General features: G+C 28.4%; 16 protein-coding genes and 1 rRNA gene. 5 read left to right on the top strand and 12 right to left on the bottom strand.

Annotation, left to right across the window (positions count from 1 at the left end):
- A 16S ribosomal RNA gene (locus N4A48_RS02660) occupies positions 1-171 on the bottom strand; the annotation flags it as partial.
- Positions 172-479: 308 nt separating this feature from the next.
- Between N4A48_RS02660 and N4A48_RS02655 the strand changes: the two genes are divergently transcribed.
- Positions 480-692: a hypothetical protein gene (locus N4A48_RS02655; RefSeq protein WP_293664129.1), complete on the top strand. Its 213-nt coding sequence runs from the start codon at positions 480-482 to the stop codon at positions 690-692.
- 389 nt (positions 693-1,081) lie between these two features.
- Here the strand turns inward: N4A48_RS02655 and N4A48_RS02650 are convergent, their stop codons facing one another.
- From N4A48_RS02650 to ftsE, 4 genes are all read right to left on the bottom strand, one after another.
- Positions 1,082-2,233 (bottom strand): S41 family peptidase, encoded by a 1,152-nt coding sequence (locus N4A48_RS02650; RefSeq protein WP_293664128.1) that lies wholly within the window; start codon positions 2,231-2,233, stop codon positions 1,082-1,084.
- Between the two features lie 222 nt (positions 2,234-2,455).
- A complete protein-coding gene (locus N4A48_RS02645) occupies positions 2,456-3,577 on the bottom strand; it encodes a murein hydrolase activator EnvC family protein (protein ID WP_293664127.1) in 1,122 nt (373 codons plus the stop codon).
- A 22-nt stretch (positions 3,578-3,599) separates the two neighbouring features.
- On the bottom strand, positions 3,600-4,487 hold the full coding sequence (gene ftsX, locus N4A48_RS02640) for a permease-like cell division protein FtsX (protein ID WP_293664126.1): 888 nt from the start codon (positions 4,485-4,487) through the stop codon (positions 3,600-3,602).
- The gene (ftsE, locus tag N4A48_RS02635) at positions 4,480-5,163 is read right to left on the bottom strand and encodes a cell division ATP-binding protein FtsE (RefSeq protein ID WP_293664125.1); all 684 of its coding nucleotides are present in this window, start codon (positions 5,161-5,163) and stop codon (positions 4,480-4,482) included. Before ftsE ends, ftsX begins: the two co-directional genes overlap by 8 nt.
- 265 nt (positions 5,164-5,428) lie before the next feature.
- Between ftsE and N4A48_RS02630 the strand changes: the two genes are divergently transcribed.
- Positions 5,429-5,995: a 5-formyltetrahydrofolate cyclo-ligase gene (locus tag N4A48_RS02630; protein ID WP_293664124.1), complete on the top strand. Its 567-nt coding sequence runs from the start codon at positions 5,429-5,431 to the stop codon at positions 5,993-5,995.
- Here N4A48_RS02630 and N4A48_RS02625 read toward each other — a convergent pair.
- Entirely contained in the window at positions 5,992-8,364 is a 2,373-nt protein-coding gene (locus N4A48_RS02625; protein ID WP_293664123.1) for a Lon protease family protein, read from the bottom strand. The two genes, N4A48_RS02630 and N4A48_RS02625, sit on opposite strands and share 4 nt — an antisense overlap.
- Positions 8,365-8,747: 383 nt before the next feature.
- A complete protein-coding gene (locus N4A48_RS02620) occupies positions 8,748-9,176 on the bottom strand; it encodes a hypothetical protein (RefSeq protein ID WP_293664122.1) in 429 nt (142 codons plus the stop codon).
- 134 nt (positions 9,177-9,310) lie between these two features.
- Here N4A48_RS02620 and N4A48_RS02615 point away from each other — a divergent pair, with 134 nt between their 5' ends.
- Positions 9,311-9,637, top strand: a complete 327-nt coding sequence (locus N4A48_RS02615) for a YlbF family regulator (protein WP_293664121.1) — start codon at positions 9,311-9,313, stop codon at positions 9,635-9,637.
- A 13-nt stretch (positions 9,638-9,650) separates the two neighbouring features.
- The gene (locus tag N4A48_RS02610) at positions 9,651-11,453 is read left to right on the top strand and encodes a YcaO-like family protein (protein WP_293664120.1); all 1,803 of its coding nucleotides are present in this window, start codon (positions 9,651-9,653) and stop codon (positions 11,451-11,453) included.
- 23 nt (positions 11,454-11,476) lie between these two features.
- On the opposite strand, the gene N4A48_RS02605 is transcribed toward N4A48_RS02610, so the two are convergent.
- The 4 genes from N4A48_RS02605 to N4A48_RS02590 all read right to left on the bottom strand — a co-directional run bounded on the left by N4A48_RS02605 (position 11,477) and on the right by N4A48_RS02590 (position 15,367).
- Positions 11,477-11,776, bottom strand: coding sequence for a hypothetical protein (locus N4A48_RS02605; RefSeq protein WP_293664119.1), 300 nt, complete (start codon positions 11,774-11,776; stop codon positions 11,477-11,479).
- Between the two features lie 158 nt (positions 11,777-11,934).
- Positions 11,935-12,825 carry an ABC transporter permease gene (locus N4A48_RS02600; RefSeq protein WP_293664118.1) on the bottom strand — a complete coding sequence of 297 codons (891 nt, stop codon included), beginning with the start codon at positions 12,823-12,825 and terminating at the stop codon, positions 11,935-11,937.
- A 1-nt stretch (position 12,826) separates the two neighbouring features.
- Positions 12,827-13,792 (bottom strand): ABC transporter permease, encoded by a 966-nt coding sequence (locus tag N4A48_RS02595; RefSeq protein WP_330665034.1) that lies wholly within the window; start codon positions 13,790-13,792, stop codon positions 12,827-12,829.
- A gap of 3 nt (positions 13,793-13,795) precedes the next feature.
- A complete protein-coding gene (locus tag N4A48_RS02590; protein WP_293664116.1) occupies positions 13,796-15,367 on the bottom strand; it encodes an ABC transporter substrate-binding protein in 1,572 nt (523 codons plus the stop codon).
- A 405-nt stretch (positions 15,368-15,772) separates the two neighbouring features.
- Between N4A48_RS02590 and N4A48_RS02585 the strand changes: the two genes are divergently transcribed.
- Complete coding sequence (locus tag N4A48_RS02585; protein ID WP_293664115.1) at positions 15,773-17,068, top strand: IS110 family transposase; 1,296 nt, start codon at positions 15,773-15,775, stop codon at positions 17,066-17,068.
- Positions 17,069-17,294: 226 nt separating this feature from the next.
- Here the strand turns inward: N4A48_RS02585 and N4A48_RS02580 are convergent, their stop codons facing one another.
- Positions 17,295-17,459 carry a hypothetical protein gene (locus tag N4A48_RS02580; RefSeq protein WP_293664114.1) on the bottom strand — a complete coding sequence of 55 codons (165 nt, stop codon included), beginning with the start codon at positions 17,457-17,459 and terminating at the stop codon, positions 17,295-17,297.
- Positions 17,460-17,470: the final 11 nt, after the last annotated feature.

Genomic DNA, 17,470 nt, shown 5'->3' with positions numbered 1-17,470 from the left:
TATTAGCATAGCTTTCGATATGTTATCCGTGTGGATAGGGCAGGTTACACCCGCGTTACTCACACGTCCGCCGCTAAGATTATAAAGCAAGCTTTATAATCTCCGCTCGACTTGCATGTGTTAGGCACGCCGCCAGCGTTCATCCTGAGCCAGGATCAAACTCTTAAATGAAATTTTTAAGTTTGTCTACTCAGTAAACTGACTTAATGTGTTGTTTCCGAAAATCACTGTTGTGATTTATTTATATAACCTACTGTTTAATTTTCAAAGTTCATTTTGTGTTTCATGTTTGCCTCGTTGTCGAGGACAAGTAATAATATATCACCTTTCGACATATTCGTCAACACTTTTTTTGAAACTATTTCATTTTTCTTTTAATTTTAGTCACCCTTTAAATAACTCTATACATAATATATATTAAGAAACCATTTTTGTTAATGGATTCAATTTTTCTTAATTACACTTATGGGAGGGTTTTTATGTTTGATAATGATTTTAATAGAAAAAAAATAGATAAATTTTGTTATGTATATCATAAAAATGGATTTAATTATTTAGCTTTTATAAAAAAAGACGATAAGAACTACTACTATTTATGTAGATGGGATCCTTGCTCTAGACAATGGTCTTATAGAGAAGTTAAAAAAGATAATATAAAGCATGTAGAATGTTTCAGACCTAATCCATGCTAAAATTCGTCTACTCGTCAACGATTCCTACAAACTCCATTACTCAAAATAGCTGAAAAAAAGAGGTGTCAATTTCAATAATTAACACCTCTTTTTTGTACATATTTGTATATATAATCAGAATCTATTTTTCTAAGAATATGATTTTTAGCTACAAATCCATTAGCATAATTTGGTTTCACTTATCCAGAAGTTGTAGAGTTCTCATCTCCAACCTGAATAGGATGGAGTGTTAGAACTCTTAGCTTTCGGATAAAGAACTAGATTAAAAATTATACACATTTAAATATTAGATACTTTTTGATTAATATTTTTCCATAAAAATATTGATTAAGTATCGGTATTTCAATGTGTATAATTTTTTGCTTAATCACCAATGCAATTCTTAACTTCTATTTAATCTGTTTCTTTATATAATCTATTGCAGTTGGTAGCTGTTTATCAACATCTTCTACTACAATATCAGGTGTTATTCCTTTTCCATGTATATATTCTCCATTAGGAGTAAAATATTGAGATACTGTAAGCTTAAATCCAGAACCATCATTAAGAGACCTTACACTTTGAACTAATCCTTTTCCAAATGTTGTAGTTCCTATTAATACTCCCTCTTTATTATCTCTTACAGCTCCTGATAGTATTTCAGATGCAGAGGCTGACCCTTTATTTACAAGTACTACAAGAGGAATATCTATCTTATTTTCATCAGATTTTAAGTATTTTGTTTTACCTTTTCTATCTTTTGTATAAACTATAGTTCCTTCTCCTATTAATTTATCCGTTATTTCTTTACATTGATCTAATAATCCTCCTGGATTATCTCTTAAATCTAGAATTAATCCTGCTATATTCTTGTCTTGTAATCCTTTGAGTTGAGTTTTAAATTCACCTGCAGTTTTTTCATCAAACTGAGTTATTCTTATATATCCTATATTATCTTCTAACACTTCAGATTTTACAGTCTTTAATCTTATTTCTTGTCTCTTTATTTTCATATTTATTGTTTCTTTACCATTTCTTAGAATAGTTATTTCTACTTCTGTTCCAGGCTTACCCTTCATCATAGATATGGCTTTATCCATCTCTTTTGCTGTAACATCTTTTTTATTTACCTTTATTATTTTATCTTCACTTTTTATTCCAGCTTTAAATCCTGGTGAATCTTCAATAGGAGATACTACAGTTATATATCCATCTTCTCCAGGTGTTATAATGACGCCTATTCCGCTGTAAGAACCTTCCGTATACTGCATAAAGCTTTCAAACTCTTTTTTGTTCATATACTGTGAATATGGATCATCAAGCCCTTCAAATAATCCTTTTATAGATCCATCTACCAAATTTTCTTCATCTACATCTGTATAGTAATTATCCTCTATAACCTTTTCAAGCGAATACAGCTTACTGTATTTCTTATATTCATCGAATGCTTCTTTTGAAACCAATACTTTATCCCCAAATGCAAGTTCTATATTCATAGTTATTATAGAACTTAGTAAAACTAAAACAACCCCCCATGTAACGGCTTTTTTTCTAGATATCATGAAATGCATCTCCTTTTAAGTATTCTATCTATATTATATGTTTTATTATCTTTTTATATAACGAGTAAAAAAATTCGCAATACAAATTATATTTATCCGAAAGCTAAGAGTTCTAAGACTCCACCCTCTTAATAAGGCTGGAGATAATAACTCTACAGCTTCTGGATTAGTTCAACTAAAAATTTAGCTGGAGTAAAAACTCCATCTAAATTAAGTTTCACTTTATTTTGATTTAAGAAGAGGTAATGGATTTACGTACTTTCCGTTCTTTCTAACCTCAAAGTGGCAGTGAGGTCCTGTTGACCTTCCAGTAGATCCTGCTTTTGCTATAGCTTGTCCTCTTTTTACTTTCTGTCCATTTTTAACTAAAAGCTTTGAGTTATGTGCATATAAAGTAACTATTCCACCTCCATGATCTATCATAACTGTATTACCGTATCCGCCTTTCCATCCAGAAAACATTACCTTACCATCATTTGCGGCAACAATACTAGCCCCCATAGGAGCTCCTATATCAACTCCTGTATGCAGTTTCTTAGTCTTTAATACAGGGTGGATTCTATATCCAAAATAAGAAGTTATTCTATTATATCCAGGTGCTGGCCATCCCATTTGTCCACCTACATATGATCCTTTAGATTGTTTTTTTAGTATTTCAGCTTCTAACGCTTTTGCATATCTATTTAAAGCATCTATATTAGCTTCAAGCTTTTTAGCATCCTTTTGAAGATCTCTCTTTAAAGCAGTTTGCTTATTTTTACTAGCTACAAGTCTTGATTTTTCTACTTCTATACTACTTTTCAAAGAAATTATTTCTTTTTCTTTCTTTTTAAGATCTGCTCTTTTTGTTTCTATTTCTTTTTTATTATGTGATAATTCTGTAAGTAGTTCTTTGTCACTATTTACTATTTTCTTTATCATATCCAAATTAGATAGTAGTTCATTCATATCTTTTGAACTAAGTATAACTTGTATATAACTCATATCAGAGGTTTTATACATAACATTTATTCTTTCACCTAATAAATCTTCTTTTATCTCAATTTCATTTTGTAATTTTCCTATTTCTTCTGTAGTACTCTTTATTTTTGATTGTGCTCTACTTAAATCAGCTTGAGCTTTATCTATTTTTTGTTTGGTAATATTTATCTTATAACCTAATTCTTCAATATTATCATTTACCTTAGATTGATTTTTCTTATTTTCATTTAAAGCTTTTTGTATATTTTGTTTGCTCTTTTGAGTATCCTTGAGTTTTTGCTCATCACTTTTAGTTGTAGCAAATACATTAAAAGAAGTAATAGTCATTATAATAATACATGTCCACACTATTTTTTTATTCATACAATATCCCACCTCGCTAGTTTTAGACATTCAAGTATCTTCTAAGTGAAATAATACTTCCTATTATCCCAACTCCTATTCCCATTACTATAGATATATTTATTAAGCTACTCATAATACCTGTTACAGGAAGTATATATCCTGAGAAAATAGAGTATGCTGGTAAATCTAATTTTGAATAGAAGTAATCATATCCAAAATAAGTAATTGCAAGAGATATTAAAGCTCCTATTAATCCTAAAACCATTCCCTCTATTATAAAAGGCCATCTTATAAACCAATCAGTAGCTCCAACGTATTTCATTATGTTTATTTCTTTTCTTCTTCCATGTAATGCTAGCTTTATTGTATTTGAAATTATAAAAAGAGATACTAAAGCTAGAATTGCTATTATAAACAGTCCTGATATCTTCACTATATTAGATATATTTATAACTTTTTCCACAACATCATCATAATATTTAACTTCGTCTATTCCATTAAGCTTCTTAACCTGATTTGCTATTTTCTTGGTATTTTCAATATTACTAACCTCTATTATAAACGAGTTGTCAAGTGGATTATCTATTCCTTCTAAAAGGTATGCATCCTCTCCCCATCTTCTTTTCATTTTATTTAAGGCATCCTGTTTTGATTCAAATTCAACATTTTCTACTCCATTTATTTTACCTAACTTTTTTTCAAGATCAAATATATGGTGTGATGTCATATCCTCTTTTAAATAAACTTGAACATTGTCAAACTGACCTTCAACTATAGATGTAAAATTATTTATATTTATTACTACACTAAATATTATACTAAGTACAAACAAAGCTGCTGAAACAGATCCTATAGATACAAATGACATAGTAGGATTTCTGAATATTCCTTTAAACCCCTCTTTTATATTATAAATAATACTATTCATATTCGTAGCTTCCCCTTTCCTCATCCTTTATAACTATACCATTTTTAAGAGCAATAACTCTCTTTCTCATTCTATCAACTAAATCACTCGCATGCGTTGCCATTATTATAGTAGTTCCTCTTCTATTGATATCCGTTATAATATTCATTATTTCATTTGCCGTTTGAGGATCTAAATTACCAGTTGGCTCATCTGCAATTATTATAGAAGGATTATTAACTATTGCTCTTGCTATACTTACTCTTTGTTGTTCTCCACCTGATAATTCTGAAGGATACGACTTTGCTTTTTCACTAAGACCTACCATACCTAAAACAAAGGGAACTCTTCTTCTTATATTTTTATTACTTTGACCTATTATCTCCATGGCAAATGCCACATTCTCATAAACAGTCTTATTAGGGAGCAATCTAAAATCTTGAAAAACAATCCCTACACTTCTTCTATACTTAGGAATCTTCCTCTTTTGAATATTTCCTATATCATTTCCATTAACAAATATTTTTCCACTAGTTATTTCTTCTTCTTTCAAAAGTGCCTTTATAAAAGTAGATTTACCTGCTCCTGATGAACCAACTAAAAACACAAATTCTCCTTTATCAATCTTTAAATTTATATTGAAAAGTGCTAATTTACCATTTTTATAACTTTTACTAACATCTTTAAACTCTATCACCTACACCAACTCCATCCAAAAATTTGACTCTAACTCTTTTATTATAACAATAAATAAGACAAAACTCCAATTCAGATGTTGAAATGAGGTGAATTTAGAACTTTAGATGTAGAAAAAATTCATCTAGTTACTATCTATTGACTCATCTAAACAACAAGCTTTCGGATAAACTCCTCTACTTAAATTCAATTAACAAATAAAGCTTACAGCTATACATATATTTCTAAACTATTTTGATATAATTATATAAAGGGGGATGATTTTATTGAAAAAAGAATTTAGAAAAAAAGTTATATCAGATAGAAAAAAACAAAATCCAGAATTAATAAATTTAAATTCAGAATTAATATTTCAAAATTTATTAAAACTAGATGAAATCGAAAAAGCTAATGTAATAATGGCATACCTTGACTTTAATAGTGAGGTAAAAACAGATAATATAATAAATTATTTCTTATCCCAAAACAAAAAAATTGTAGTTCCACTATCAATAGTAGATGAGAAAAAATTATTATTATCTGAAATAAAAGATATTAAAAACGAAGTTTATATAGGAACTTATGGTATTAGAGAGCCTAAGCCGAAATTTATAAGACCAGTAGATGCTAAAAACATAGATATAGTAATAGTTCCAGCTGTAGCATATGATACTAATGGATATAGACTAGGTTATGGCGGAGGGTATTACGATAGATTCTTAGAATCTCTAAGAGATGACTGCATCACGATTGGAATCGCCTTTGAAATTCAAGTATTTGATAAAGTTCCAAAGGAAGATCATGATGCAAAACTTAACTACATAATAACAGAAAAAAGGATAATTAAAATTTAATTATCCTTTTCATCCTTACTCTCTTCTTCATCTATTAATTTGTCTAGAGCACTATTTACTCTATCATCTATTTCACCCTCACAAAATCCTGTAAGAACTTCAAGACCCTCACTTATGTTTGATACTGCATATATATGGAACATTCCATCTTTAACAGCCTGTATTACCTCATCATTTAACATAAGATTTTTCACATTTTGTATAGGAATCATAACACCTTGATCTCCTGTAAGCCCTTTTATCTTACATATATCAAAAAATCCCTCAATCTTTTGATTTACTCCTCCTATAGGCTGTATCTCACCTTTTTGACTTACAGATCCTGTAACTGCTACATTTTGCTTAATAGGTATAGATGCAATACTCGATATTATAACATACAGTTCTGTGCTCGAAGCACTATCTCCATCTATACCAGAATAATTTTGTTCAAAAGTTATAGATGTATTAATTGATAATTGTCTTTCTTTTCCGTATTTTTCACCCAGATATCCACTTAATATAAGTACACCTTTATCATGTATACTTCCACTATGCTTAATTTCTCTTTCTATATTTATTATTCCACGTTTTCCCCTATAAGTAGATGCTGTTATTCTAGATGGCTTTCCAAATGAATACTCTCCAGTTCCCATTACAGCTAGTCCATTGATTTGACCTATCTTATCACTATCTACATTCAAGATAAGAGTCTCATCTTCAAACATCTCATTAAGCTTTTGCTCATACTTATTATTTCTATATTTTTTAAACTGTATTGCTTTTTTTACATCCTTCTCTGTAACATATTCTGAATTCTCATCACTCAAATTTTCTGCCTCATAAAGAATATCTACTATCTGATTAAATCTAGCTGTTAACTTCTTTTTATTTTCACATATTCTAGAACTATACTCTACAATCTTAATAACAGCTTCTTTATCAAAATGCTTTAATCCTTCCTTTTCACAATGAGATGAAATAAATCTAGCTACCTTATATATATTTTCTTCATTTCTATCCACCTCAACATCAAAATCAGCCATGACTTTAAAAAACTTTGCAAAATCCTCATCATATGCATATAAAAGATTATAAGTACGATTATCTCCTATTAATATAACCTTTATATCTACCTCTATAGGCTCTGGCTTTAATGTAGATGTTACTATATATCCATACTGCTTATTTAGTGTCTCTATATTTATCTTTCCAGTTTTTAAAGTTCTCTTAATTCCTTCCCATGCAAATGGATGTGAAAACAAGTCCTTCACATTTAGTATTAAAAAACCTCCATTCGCTTTGTGAATAGCACCAGGCTTTAGTTCCATGAAACTTGTAGTAAGAACTCCTATTTCATTTTTATATTCTATCATACCAGTTAAATTGTAATAAGTTGGATTAGTCTCATTTATGACCCTAGCTCCTTTTTGTTCGCTATTGTCTATAAATAAATTAACATGGTATCTTATAAAGAATTTACTATCATCTTTTTGCATAACGCCAAATATATTTTCTTCAGTTTCTTCTTTAGGCTTAAACTTATCTATATTCTCTACCATATCATCCTTCATATCATGTAGGAAGTTCAGCTTTTTTTCATTGTATCCATAATTATCTATTAGCATATTCATATAAAAGGTTACTATATTATCTCCAATTCTTTTGTCCAAATTAGATATCTCTCTTTTTAATGTTTCCTCTATTTCTTTTATTTTTTTCAAATATTCACCTATATCATTGTTTAACTCATTAGCACTTTCTCTTATATTATTTAACTGTATTTGAGATAATTTTTTATACTCTTCGTCATCCATAGGTGTATTGTCTTCATTCAAAGGAATGCTAACAAGTCCTCTTTGTGTTATTTGAAATGTAAACCCTCTTGATTTTGCAAACTCATTCAATTCATCTATAACTTCTTGAGTCATATTATCATACTCTAATGTTATAGCTTTATTTCTATCTTCATACTCTTTTGATTCAAATGTTTTTGGAATATCCGATTTTAACTTTTCTAAAATATCCTCTACATCTTTTTTAAACTTCTTACCTTTACCTGCTTTAAATTTAAGAGATATAGGTTCATTGGGGCTCTTATAATTGTATACATATACATAATCAAAGTTATCTCTTTTATATTTTGATATTTTTTCAATCGTAGACATTGTATAACTAGTTCTTCCTGTTCCGCTCATCCCAGCTACATATACGTTGTACCCTCTTCTTTTTATGTTAAGACCAAAATCCATAGCGCAAGCTGCTCTGTCCTGTCCTATTATTCCTTTAAGTGGACTTATATCCTCAGTTGTATCAAAACTCAATTTATCAATATCATATTCATTTTTCAAATCTTTTATATCAATTTTAAATCTGTCTATATTTTTCATAAAAACTCCTTTCTTACATAGTCTTTGTATTAATCTTATTTATTTTTACCCAAAAAACTTGAAAAAAAACTGCTTACACAATATTTATAGACAATTTTTTTATATTTTTATATACTGAAAATTTGTAAAATACTGGTATTGTGTGTAACTCATTAAGAAAGATACACTTGCGACTATTTTGAACAACGAAATTTTTTAAAAGAATTATTATTCATACAATCAACCTCCAAGATTCTGCTTTTCTCTATTAATTTATAATTATACCATAAAATGGTTTTTATTAAGCAAATAAGTTAAATATATACTATCTAATTTAAATTTCTATACAACAAAAATACCTAGATTTTATCTTAAAAAAATCTAGGTATTTTCAAGTGAAATTTTTACTTATCCTCAAACCTACTAATCAATTCTACCTTGTCTGGAAGCTCTGTTAGAGTGCTTTCAACTACTATGTATGGATGTGAATCTTCTGGCTTTTTATACACAGAATAAACCTTCATATTCATCTTATCGTCTTCTTTTACCATCTCTATCTTGTCTATCTCAACTCCGTAATCTTTATTTTCTCCCCTTGTAACTATTACATACACTTTATCCTTAATCTTACAAGCAAGCGCTCTTTCTTCATTAACGTATTTAGGCATTATATCAAGTATTTTATCTGGTATGCTATCTCGTTCTACTACTGTAAACTCTAGAGCTTCAGCTTTTTCTCCTAAGAATCTTGGAAGTACTAAAAAACTCCCAACAACTAATATAATCGCGATAATTCCATACAATACCGCCTTAGTATTCCATTTAATTTTCAAATTATATCACCTCCAAATCTTTTTATAATTATATGAAAATGATTCTAATATTAGAACTTTTAAGATAGTCACATTTTCTTTACTCATGAATATAATAGTAAAGTGTATCTTATTTTTAATCGGAGGTGATTTTTATGAAAAATCAAACTAAGGAATTGGTAGAATTTATTTGCACTACAGAGGAGTTTAAAAAACTTAAAAATTCTAAAAAAAATATTGATAAAAATAAAAATCTTAAAAAACAAGTCGAGAATTTTAAAAAGAAGCAAATTAAAATACAAAAATCAAAATTATCAAAGGAACAATTAAATGCAGAAATGATGCGACTTAATAATGAGTTCAAAAACCTACATGAAATACCTGAAGTAAATGATTTTTTTAACTCAACTAAAGAATTTAACTCTATGATGTTTAATATATTCAAGGAAATTAATCTGCTTTTAGATTCAAAGTTAAAATAAAGGGGTGATTAGTTTGAGTTCATTAAAAGATAGAAAATTCAAGGATGAATTGCCACTCAATACTGTAAATAAAATAAGAAAAATCCTTTCTGACTTAGGAATTACTTCAATAGAAACAAATTGGAAAAACTCAGCTAAAGGATTTTGTTCTGTAACAGTCCAAATTCCAAATACTTCAATTTCAAGTAACGGAAAAGGAACTTCTCATGAATATGCTCTTGCTAGTGCTTATGCAGAACTTATGGAAAGAATGCAAAACCAGACTTTCTTTAGATTAAACGATACCTTAAGCGAAAACTCCATGTCATACAAAGACTTTTATTATGCTCCTGATGAAGAATATTTGAGTGTAGATGACTTTTTACAAAGAAATGACGAATGGTCCTCATATCAACTCAGTAAAATAAACTCTAAAACAGATAAATTGAAACTCTTGAGCAAATGGGCACAAACATCTTATGAACATACACCTCTTGATTTTGTAAGTATTCCATACAAGAGTTTAAATACTAACAAGCTATCATACATACCTATTAATATGGCATCTAAAATATATATGTCAAATGGAATGTGTGCAGGAAATACATTTGAAGAAGCATTAATTCAAGGCATATCTGAAACCTTAGAGAGACATGTCAATCAAATTATAGTAAATGAAAAAATAACTCCACCAGATATACCAAAAACATATATACAAAAATTCCCCCAATTAGATTCAATGATAAATAATATAGAATCTAAAGGTAACTATAAAGTTATACTAAAGGACTGTTCATTAAATAAAGATTATCCAGTAGTAGCTGTTGTATTTATAAATAAAGATAATCAAAACTACTTTATTAAATTCGGTGCTCATCCAGTATTTGAAATATCAATAGAGAGAACTCTAACTGAGCTCTTACAAGGTCAGGATATAAATAATATGATGGGTCTTAAAGAGTATTCATATAAAGAAAATATATCAGATAAATATCAGAACCTACTTGGAATCCTAGTTAATGGATCTGGTTATTATCCAAGCAAGTTTTTTGCTTCAAAAGCTGATTATTGTTTTAATGAATTTAAAGATCTTTCAAGTTTAGATAATAAACAAATGCTAAATTATATTATAAAACTATTAAATGATAAAGGATTTAATATATTTGTTAGAGACTGTTCTTTTTTAGGTTTCCCTTCTTACCATGTGATAGTTCCAGGCCTTAGTGAAGTAGATAAATTCGATGATATAGACTCACTAGATAATTATATTAATTATGTTCAAATAAAAAAATATATAAAAAGTTTAAACACTCTATCAAATCAAGATATTACAAGTCTAATAGATTTAATAAATGAAGCTAGTTACAATCCAAATATTTCTGTAACCCAGATATTAAATTTAGACAATAATAATAATACACCTTGGTATTACTCTAATATGGAATTATTCTTAAGCATGTTAAATTATAATCAAAGAAACTTTGATAAGTCTTATAAACATTTTAATAAATACTTAAAACTCCTAGATTCAAAATACTTTAATAAAAATTTTATAAATCACAATAAATGTGTTAGAGATTATATATCTATGCGATGTGATGATATAGATGAAAAGGCTATAGAGAAAAATCTAAATTTGTTTTACAATAATAACTCAGTAAAAAGCGTTATAAATGAATTTAAATGTCCAGAAAACATATTGAATGTAGACTATATAGATGAATACATTTATAGAAATAAAAAACTCTCTAGCAATTCAAACGACAATATATATAAATTATTAAAAGACAAATATATATTATCTAATATAAACCAAAGGAGCTTATCTTTAGATTAAATCTAAAGATAAGCTCCTTTGGTTTATACAATCTCTATACTCTTTATTTTTGTAACTATATTTTTTTGAATATTCTCTATACTTTCTAAAATTTCATCTTCTCCCATATTATCTAATACTTTTTTCATATGAGAATTTTGAATTTTTCTACTAAGTCCTATGTATTCAAGTTTATTTTCATCTATCTCCTCTAAAACAGTGATAATTTCATTATTCATATGATCATTCATAGCATCTTGGTTATTTACTAATTCATCTAAAAGCAATCCCTCTTCATTAATATTAATTTCCATGTTGATAGTTACCTTAATCTGTCTTAACATATATGATTCCTCCATTATTTATTTTTTTGTGAATATGTATATGTCTATTATAATTTTTTACAAAAGATTAATCAATGCATTTCCAATAAACGTTTTTATGTAACTTATGCCATTAATTCAATTTATAATGGTTTTTACCCTATGAAGGAACTAGAATTTTATATATTATTGAATTTCCTATTACTTTTAACTCTTATATATTCTCCTATGTTAGTTATACAAAATATCGTACTTATCATAAAAACACCTGGAAATAAAGCAACCCACCATTTATTTAAAAGTATACTCTCTCTAGCATCCATAAGCATAGATCCCCACGATGGTACATCTATAGGAAGTCCTAATCCTAAAAAACTGAGTGTAGTTTCTGCCATAATTGCATTAGCTGAATTCACTGCTGACATATATATTATGCTAATCATATAATTAGGTATCAAATGTTTTTTTATTATGTACATAAAATCTGCACCCATAATTCTAGATGCTAGAACAAACTCTCTTTGCTTTAATTCAAGAACTTCACCTCTTACTATCTTGGCTATATTCATCCAACTCGTTATACTTATTACAAATATAATACTACTAACCTTATTGCTTTGAAGCATAGCTTGCATAAGTGTCATTATAAGTAAAGATGGAATGCTAATAATTATATCTATAAATCTCATCATAATATCATCTACAATACCACCGCAATAACCACTTACACTTCCATATGCTGCTCCTATTACAGTAGATATCACCATAGACAATACCCCTATAATAATAGATATTCTTCCTCCATATAAAACTCTTGAAAATATATCTCTACCTAAATGATCAGTTCCAAATATATAATCTCTACATGGAGATCTAAACACCTGAGATAACTTCATATTAGTTGGATCTATGCTCGTAATTAAAGGTGCTAGTATACATAGAGATACTATTATAAATAATACAAGAGGCGAAATAAATATATCTCCTTTAAACTTAAAATGCTTAAAAGAAAATTTCTTTTTTTCTATATTACTATCTTCTCTCAAAACTCCAATAGGTGTAAAATCCATTTTAATTCATTCCTCTCTCTTTTAATCTGGGATCTATTGAACTACTTAATGCATCAGATACTAAACTTGATAATACAACTATAATACCTGTCAACATAACCCCCCCCATCAAAAGAGGATAGTCATGATACTTAGCTGATTCGAATATCAACTGTCCAAGACCTGGATATGAAAATATGTACTCTACAACAAAACCACTAGCTATCAAGTGGCTAAAAGATAAAGACATCAGTATTATAATAGATGGCATTATCTTCTTAAGTGGGTGTCTAACTATTATTTGAAATTTAGAAAGACCCTTAGCTCTAGCAAGCAGTATATAATCTTCCTTTAGTTCTTCTAAAACTTTATTTCTTACGAAATTAGAATAATATCCTAAATGTCCAATAACTATAACTGTAATTGGCAATATAAGATGGGTTATTCTATTTAAAATATCACTTTCCTTACCTATATCATAAACTCCGGATGATGGTAATATCCTTAAATTAACACTAAATACAAGTATCAATATTAAGCTAATCCAAAATCCAGGTACACAATAAAGAAATGTAGTACACCTTATAATAATTCTATCTACTAACTTTCCTTCATTTAAAGCAGTTATTAATCCGAGTGCTATAGATAATATAAATGTTAGACTAAGACAAAGACCTATTAATAGAATAGTGTTTGGTAAGCGAGTCTTTATAACATCTTTTACTGGCATCTTATACTTAAAAGAATACCCCAAATCACCTTTTATAGAGTTTTTAATCCACACTCCATATTGATATATTAGCGGCTTATTAAGCCCTAAATCATCTATAGCCTTCTCTCTTAATTCATTTGAAATTCTCTCAACACCAGACCCATATACAGATACAAGAGAATCTCCTGGTGCTAAATGTGAAATAATAAATACCCCAAATGATAGTATTACTATAGTTAGTATTGCTTCTCTAATTTTTTTAAAAATAAATTTCATCATTTATTTAATATCCCATTCTTCTATATTCCATAAAAATCCTACTCCATGATGTCCAAGAACAGTATCTTCGATACCAACTATATTATTCTTAGCTCCATAAACAGCATCTATATAAGCTAAAAATGTAAACGGTGGGTCAAGTGCTAATTCTTTTTGGAAATCCATGTAATATTGTTTTCTATCTTCTTCTTTAAGAGTAGTTCTTCCCTTAGTTATAAAATCATCAACCTTCTTATTTGTATATGCATTTAGATTCATTCCAGATTCTATTTGTGAAGAATGAAATACCTTGTAAGTATGATCATCTGGATCATATGGGCTTCCCCATCCTATCAAGAATGATTCTAAATTTTCCCAATCTATCTCTGATTGTATATCAACCTTTGCCTCTACGCCTATTTTTTTAAATTGATGGCTAACTATATTTGACATATTAACTCTTACTGGATCTCCTTCAAAGCAAGTTAGTTTAAAAGATAATGTTTTCCCATCTTTCTCAAAAACATTATCTTCATTTAATTTCCAACCATTTTGAACTAATATTTCTTTTGATTTTTGAGGATTATACTCATACTTTTCTACATCTTCATTATTATATGTACTCATTTGCAAAGGTCCATAAGCTACTTTTCCCATTCCATTAAGTACACTATCGACTATGTCTTGTCTATTAACCGCATAATTTAAAGCTTTTATAACTTCTTTATTCTTAAATAAATCATTATTAAAATTATACATTACCCCTCTGTAATCAGCAGTTTTTTCTCTATATAATTTGATACCTTCAATATCTTCAAAAACTTCTGTATCCTTTGGTTCAAGCTGAGCTAAATCAATTTCACCTGATTTTAACTGCATAGCTCTAACCTTTTCATCCTTTATAATTTTAAATATTACTTTATCTATGTTAAGGGTATTATTATAATAATTCTTATTTGATACTAACTGTATGTATTGTCCTACTTCCCACTTGTCAAACTTATAAGGTCCTGTTCCAACTGGATTTTGATTAAATTCATTATTATTTAAATTCTTACCCTCTAATAAATGCTTAGGAAGCATTCCAACAGATAAATAATCTAGTACAGCAACACATGGAGATTTTAAATGTAGCTTGACATTATATTTATCTATAACCTCAACACTTTCTATTTCTTCATAATTTGATTTAATCTCTGAAGCATTATTGGGATTTTTTATACTTTCAATTGTAAATTTAACATCCTCTGCTGTAAACTCTTCACCATCCTGCCATTTAACTCCTTCATTAAGTTTAAAATCATATGTATTAGTTCTCTCATCAAAAGTCCATTCTTTAGCTAAATCAGGTACAACCTTTCCTTCTTTATCGTGCTTAGTAAGCCCTGTAAATATAAGCTTATGTATCTCTGCATGTTCATCAAGTGCTGGATTTATCCTTCCAGTTTCGCTTACATTAGCCGTACCATAGGTTAATACCTTCTCTTTTTGTACATCTTTACTGGATTGTTCTTTTATAGTAGAGTTACATCCAGTTAATATAACTGCAATTATAGCAACACTTAAAAATAAGTTTGAAATTTTTCTTTTCATATTTATCCCCCTTGTATAATATAGTTAGAACATTTGATAGAAAACTTATAGCATTTCCTAACGAACATTCTTATAAATTTATTTCAAATATTTCATTTCTTAAAAACTTATTTATCCCATCTAAAATTCTCATTTTTAAGTTTCTATCATAATTCAATTGTGAACTTAACCAATTTCAATAATCATTAATTTTATATTATAATATCTCTGAATAGAGGTTAGACGTATCCCCCCTGGATGGTTTTTCAACCGTTATCCGTAACAAAGCGTGTCATTCCATCAGTGAGATTCTATGATTTAGCTGGTTGGGTTTCCCTTAGAATTACCCGAGTCACCAACAAGGATATTTGACTTACTGATAAAAATGGATACTCTATTTTTTTACTTTTGAAAGGAGACATTACCATGTCAAAATTTTATAGTACACCTGTTATAGGTGTTGATGTTGCAGCAGACTTTTCTGTAGCTGCTATTTTAGCTCCTAACGGAGAAATTTATAAAAAACCTTTTAGATTCAACCATGATGCTGATGGCTTCAACTACTTTTTAGAAACAATAAAAAAAGTAGAAGAAGAGTTTTCCACGAAAATCGCACTTTTCATGGAGGCAACAGGAATCTATCACCTTACTCTTTTCTACTTTCTTAATAATAACAATGTTAATACATTTGTTATTAACCCTCTTGTTACTAATTGTAACAAGAATAAGAACATAAGAAAAGTAAAAAATGATAATTCCGATGCGATTTCTATTGCCAAAACAGGTAAATTTGAAAATATAAAAACTTCAAACGCCTTAAATACCAACATTTATTACTTGCGAAGCCTTTGTAGAGAATACTTTGAATTAATAGATTTAAGAGCTAATGTTAAAAAGAAATTATCTTCTGATATTAGATTGTTTTTTCCTGGATATCAAAATGTTTTTTCTAACATTACTGGAAATACATCTATTTCTATATTACAAAAGTATTCTTCTCCTAGTAATATTTTAAATGCTTCTAAAGAAGAGATTATCCAGCATATTAAAGCTACTTCTAGAAAAGGTTCTGAATGGTCTGCCAAGATATATTCAAAATTACTAGAGGTATCTTCTAGTGCACAATCTATAGCTATACCTACATTTGGCTACACTTCTAAGCTTTCAAGACTTCTTAATCTATATGAAACATATTCTTTACAAATTGAAGAACTATTGTTTCAAATAGAAGAATTCTTAAATAGTAAAAATGTAACTAACGAGATTAGAGATTGCGTGCATTTAATTTCATCAATTCCAGGAGTAGGATTTATTACTGCCGTAACCCTTATAAGTGAAATCGGTGATATTAATAAGTTTAATAAAGCTAAATATTTAGTAGCTTTCTTTGGAATAGATCCTTCTGTAAATCAATCTGGTAAATTTAATAGTACTAAAAACAAAATGTCTAAACGAGGTACTAGAATAGGGCGAAGAGCCCTTTATGCTGTCGCATTAGCTTCAGTCAGAAGTACTCGTAACGGTAATGCTATTAATCCTGTTTTACAGAATTATTATCACCAAAACCTCAAAGGTAAAAGTAAAAAAGTTGGTCTTGTAGCAATCATGAATAAGCTATTAAAATATATTTTTTCAGTTCTTAAGAATAAACAACCTTATGAAATTAAAGATCCTAAAATCCATGAAAGAATGTATCTTAAGAACACTTGTAAAGCTACATAAGGTTTAACTTGAAATATCCATAATACTACTCGCTAAGAAACTAAGAATTAATCATTTTTTGAACGACTTTTAAATGTTTATTCTACCTATATTTTTTATAATCAGAATAAAATTTAAGCTGAGAGAGAAAAATAATTAATTTTAGTTTCGAGATTAAAACCCTATAATACAATTGTCATTGTTCGTATTTTTCAATGGCTTGTTTGCTACGCAATTTTTTAATAAATTAAATTACAAATAAATTTTCAAAATAATTATTGACTATTACTAGCTGGTCTTTATTTTTTATTGGACAACAAAAAACCATGAATGTATAACCCCATATTCCTATAGGATTTACTACCTTCATGGCTAATATATTCTCATCTTTAATTTTATATAATTCTATCATACTTACTAAAA

The sequence above is a fragment of the Tepidibacter sp. genome (assembly GCF_025210165.1).
Classification (GTDB): Bacteria; Bacillota; Clostridia; order Peptostreptococcales; family Peptostreptococcaceae; genus Tepidibacter_A.
This window is presented reverse-complemented; position numbering and strand designations above follow the sequence as displayed.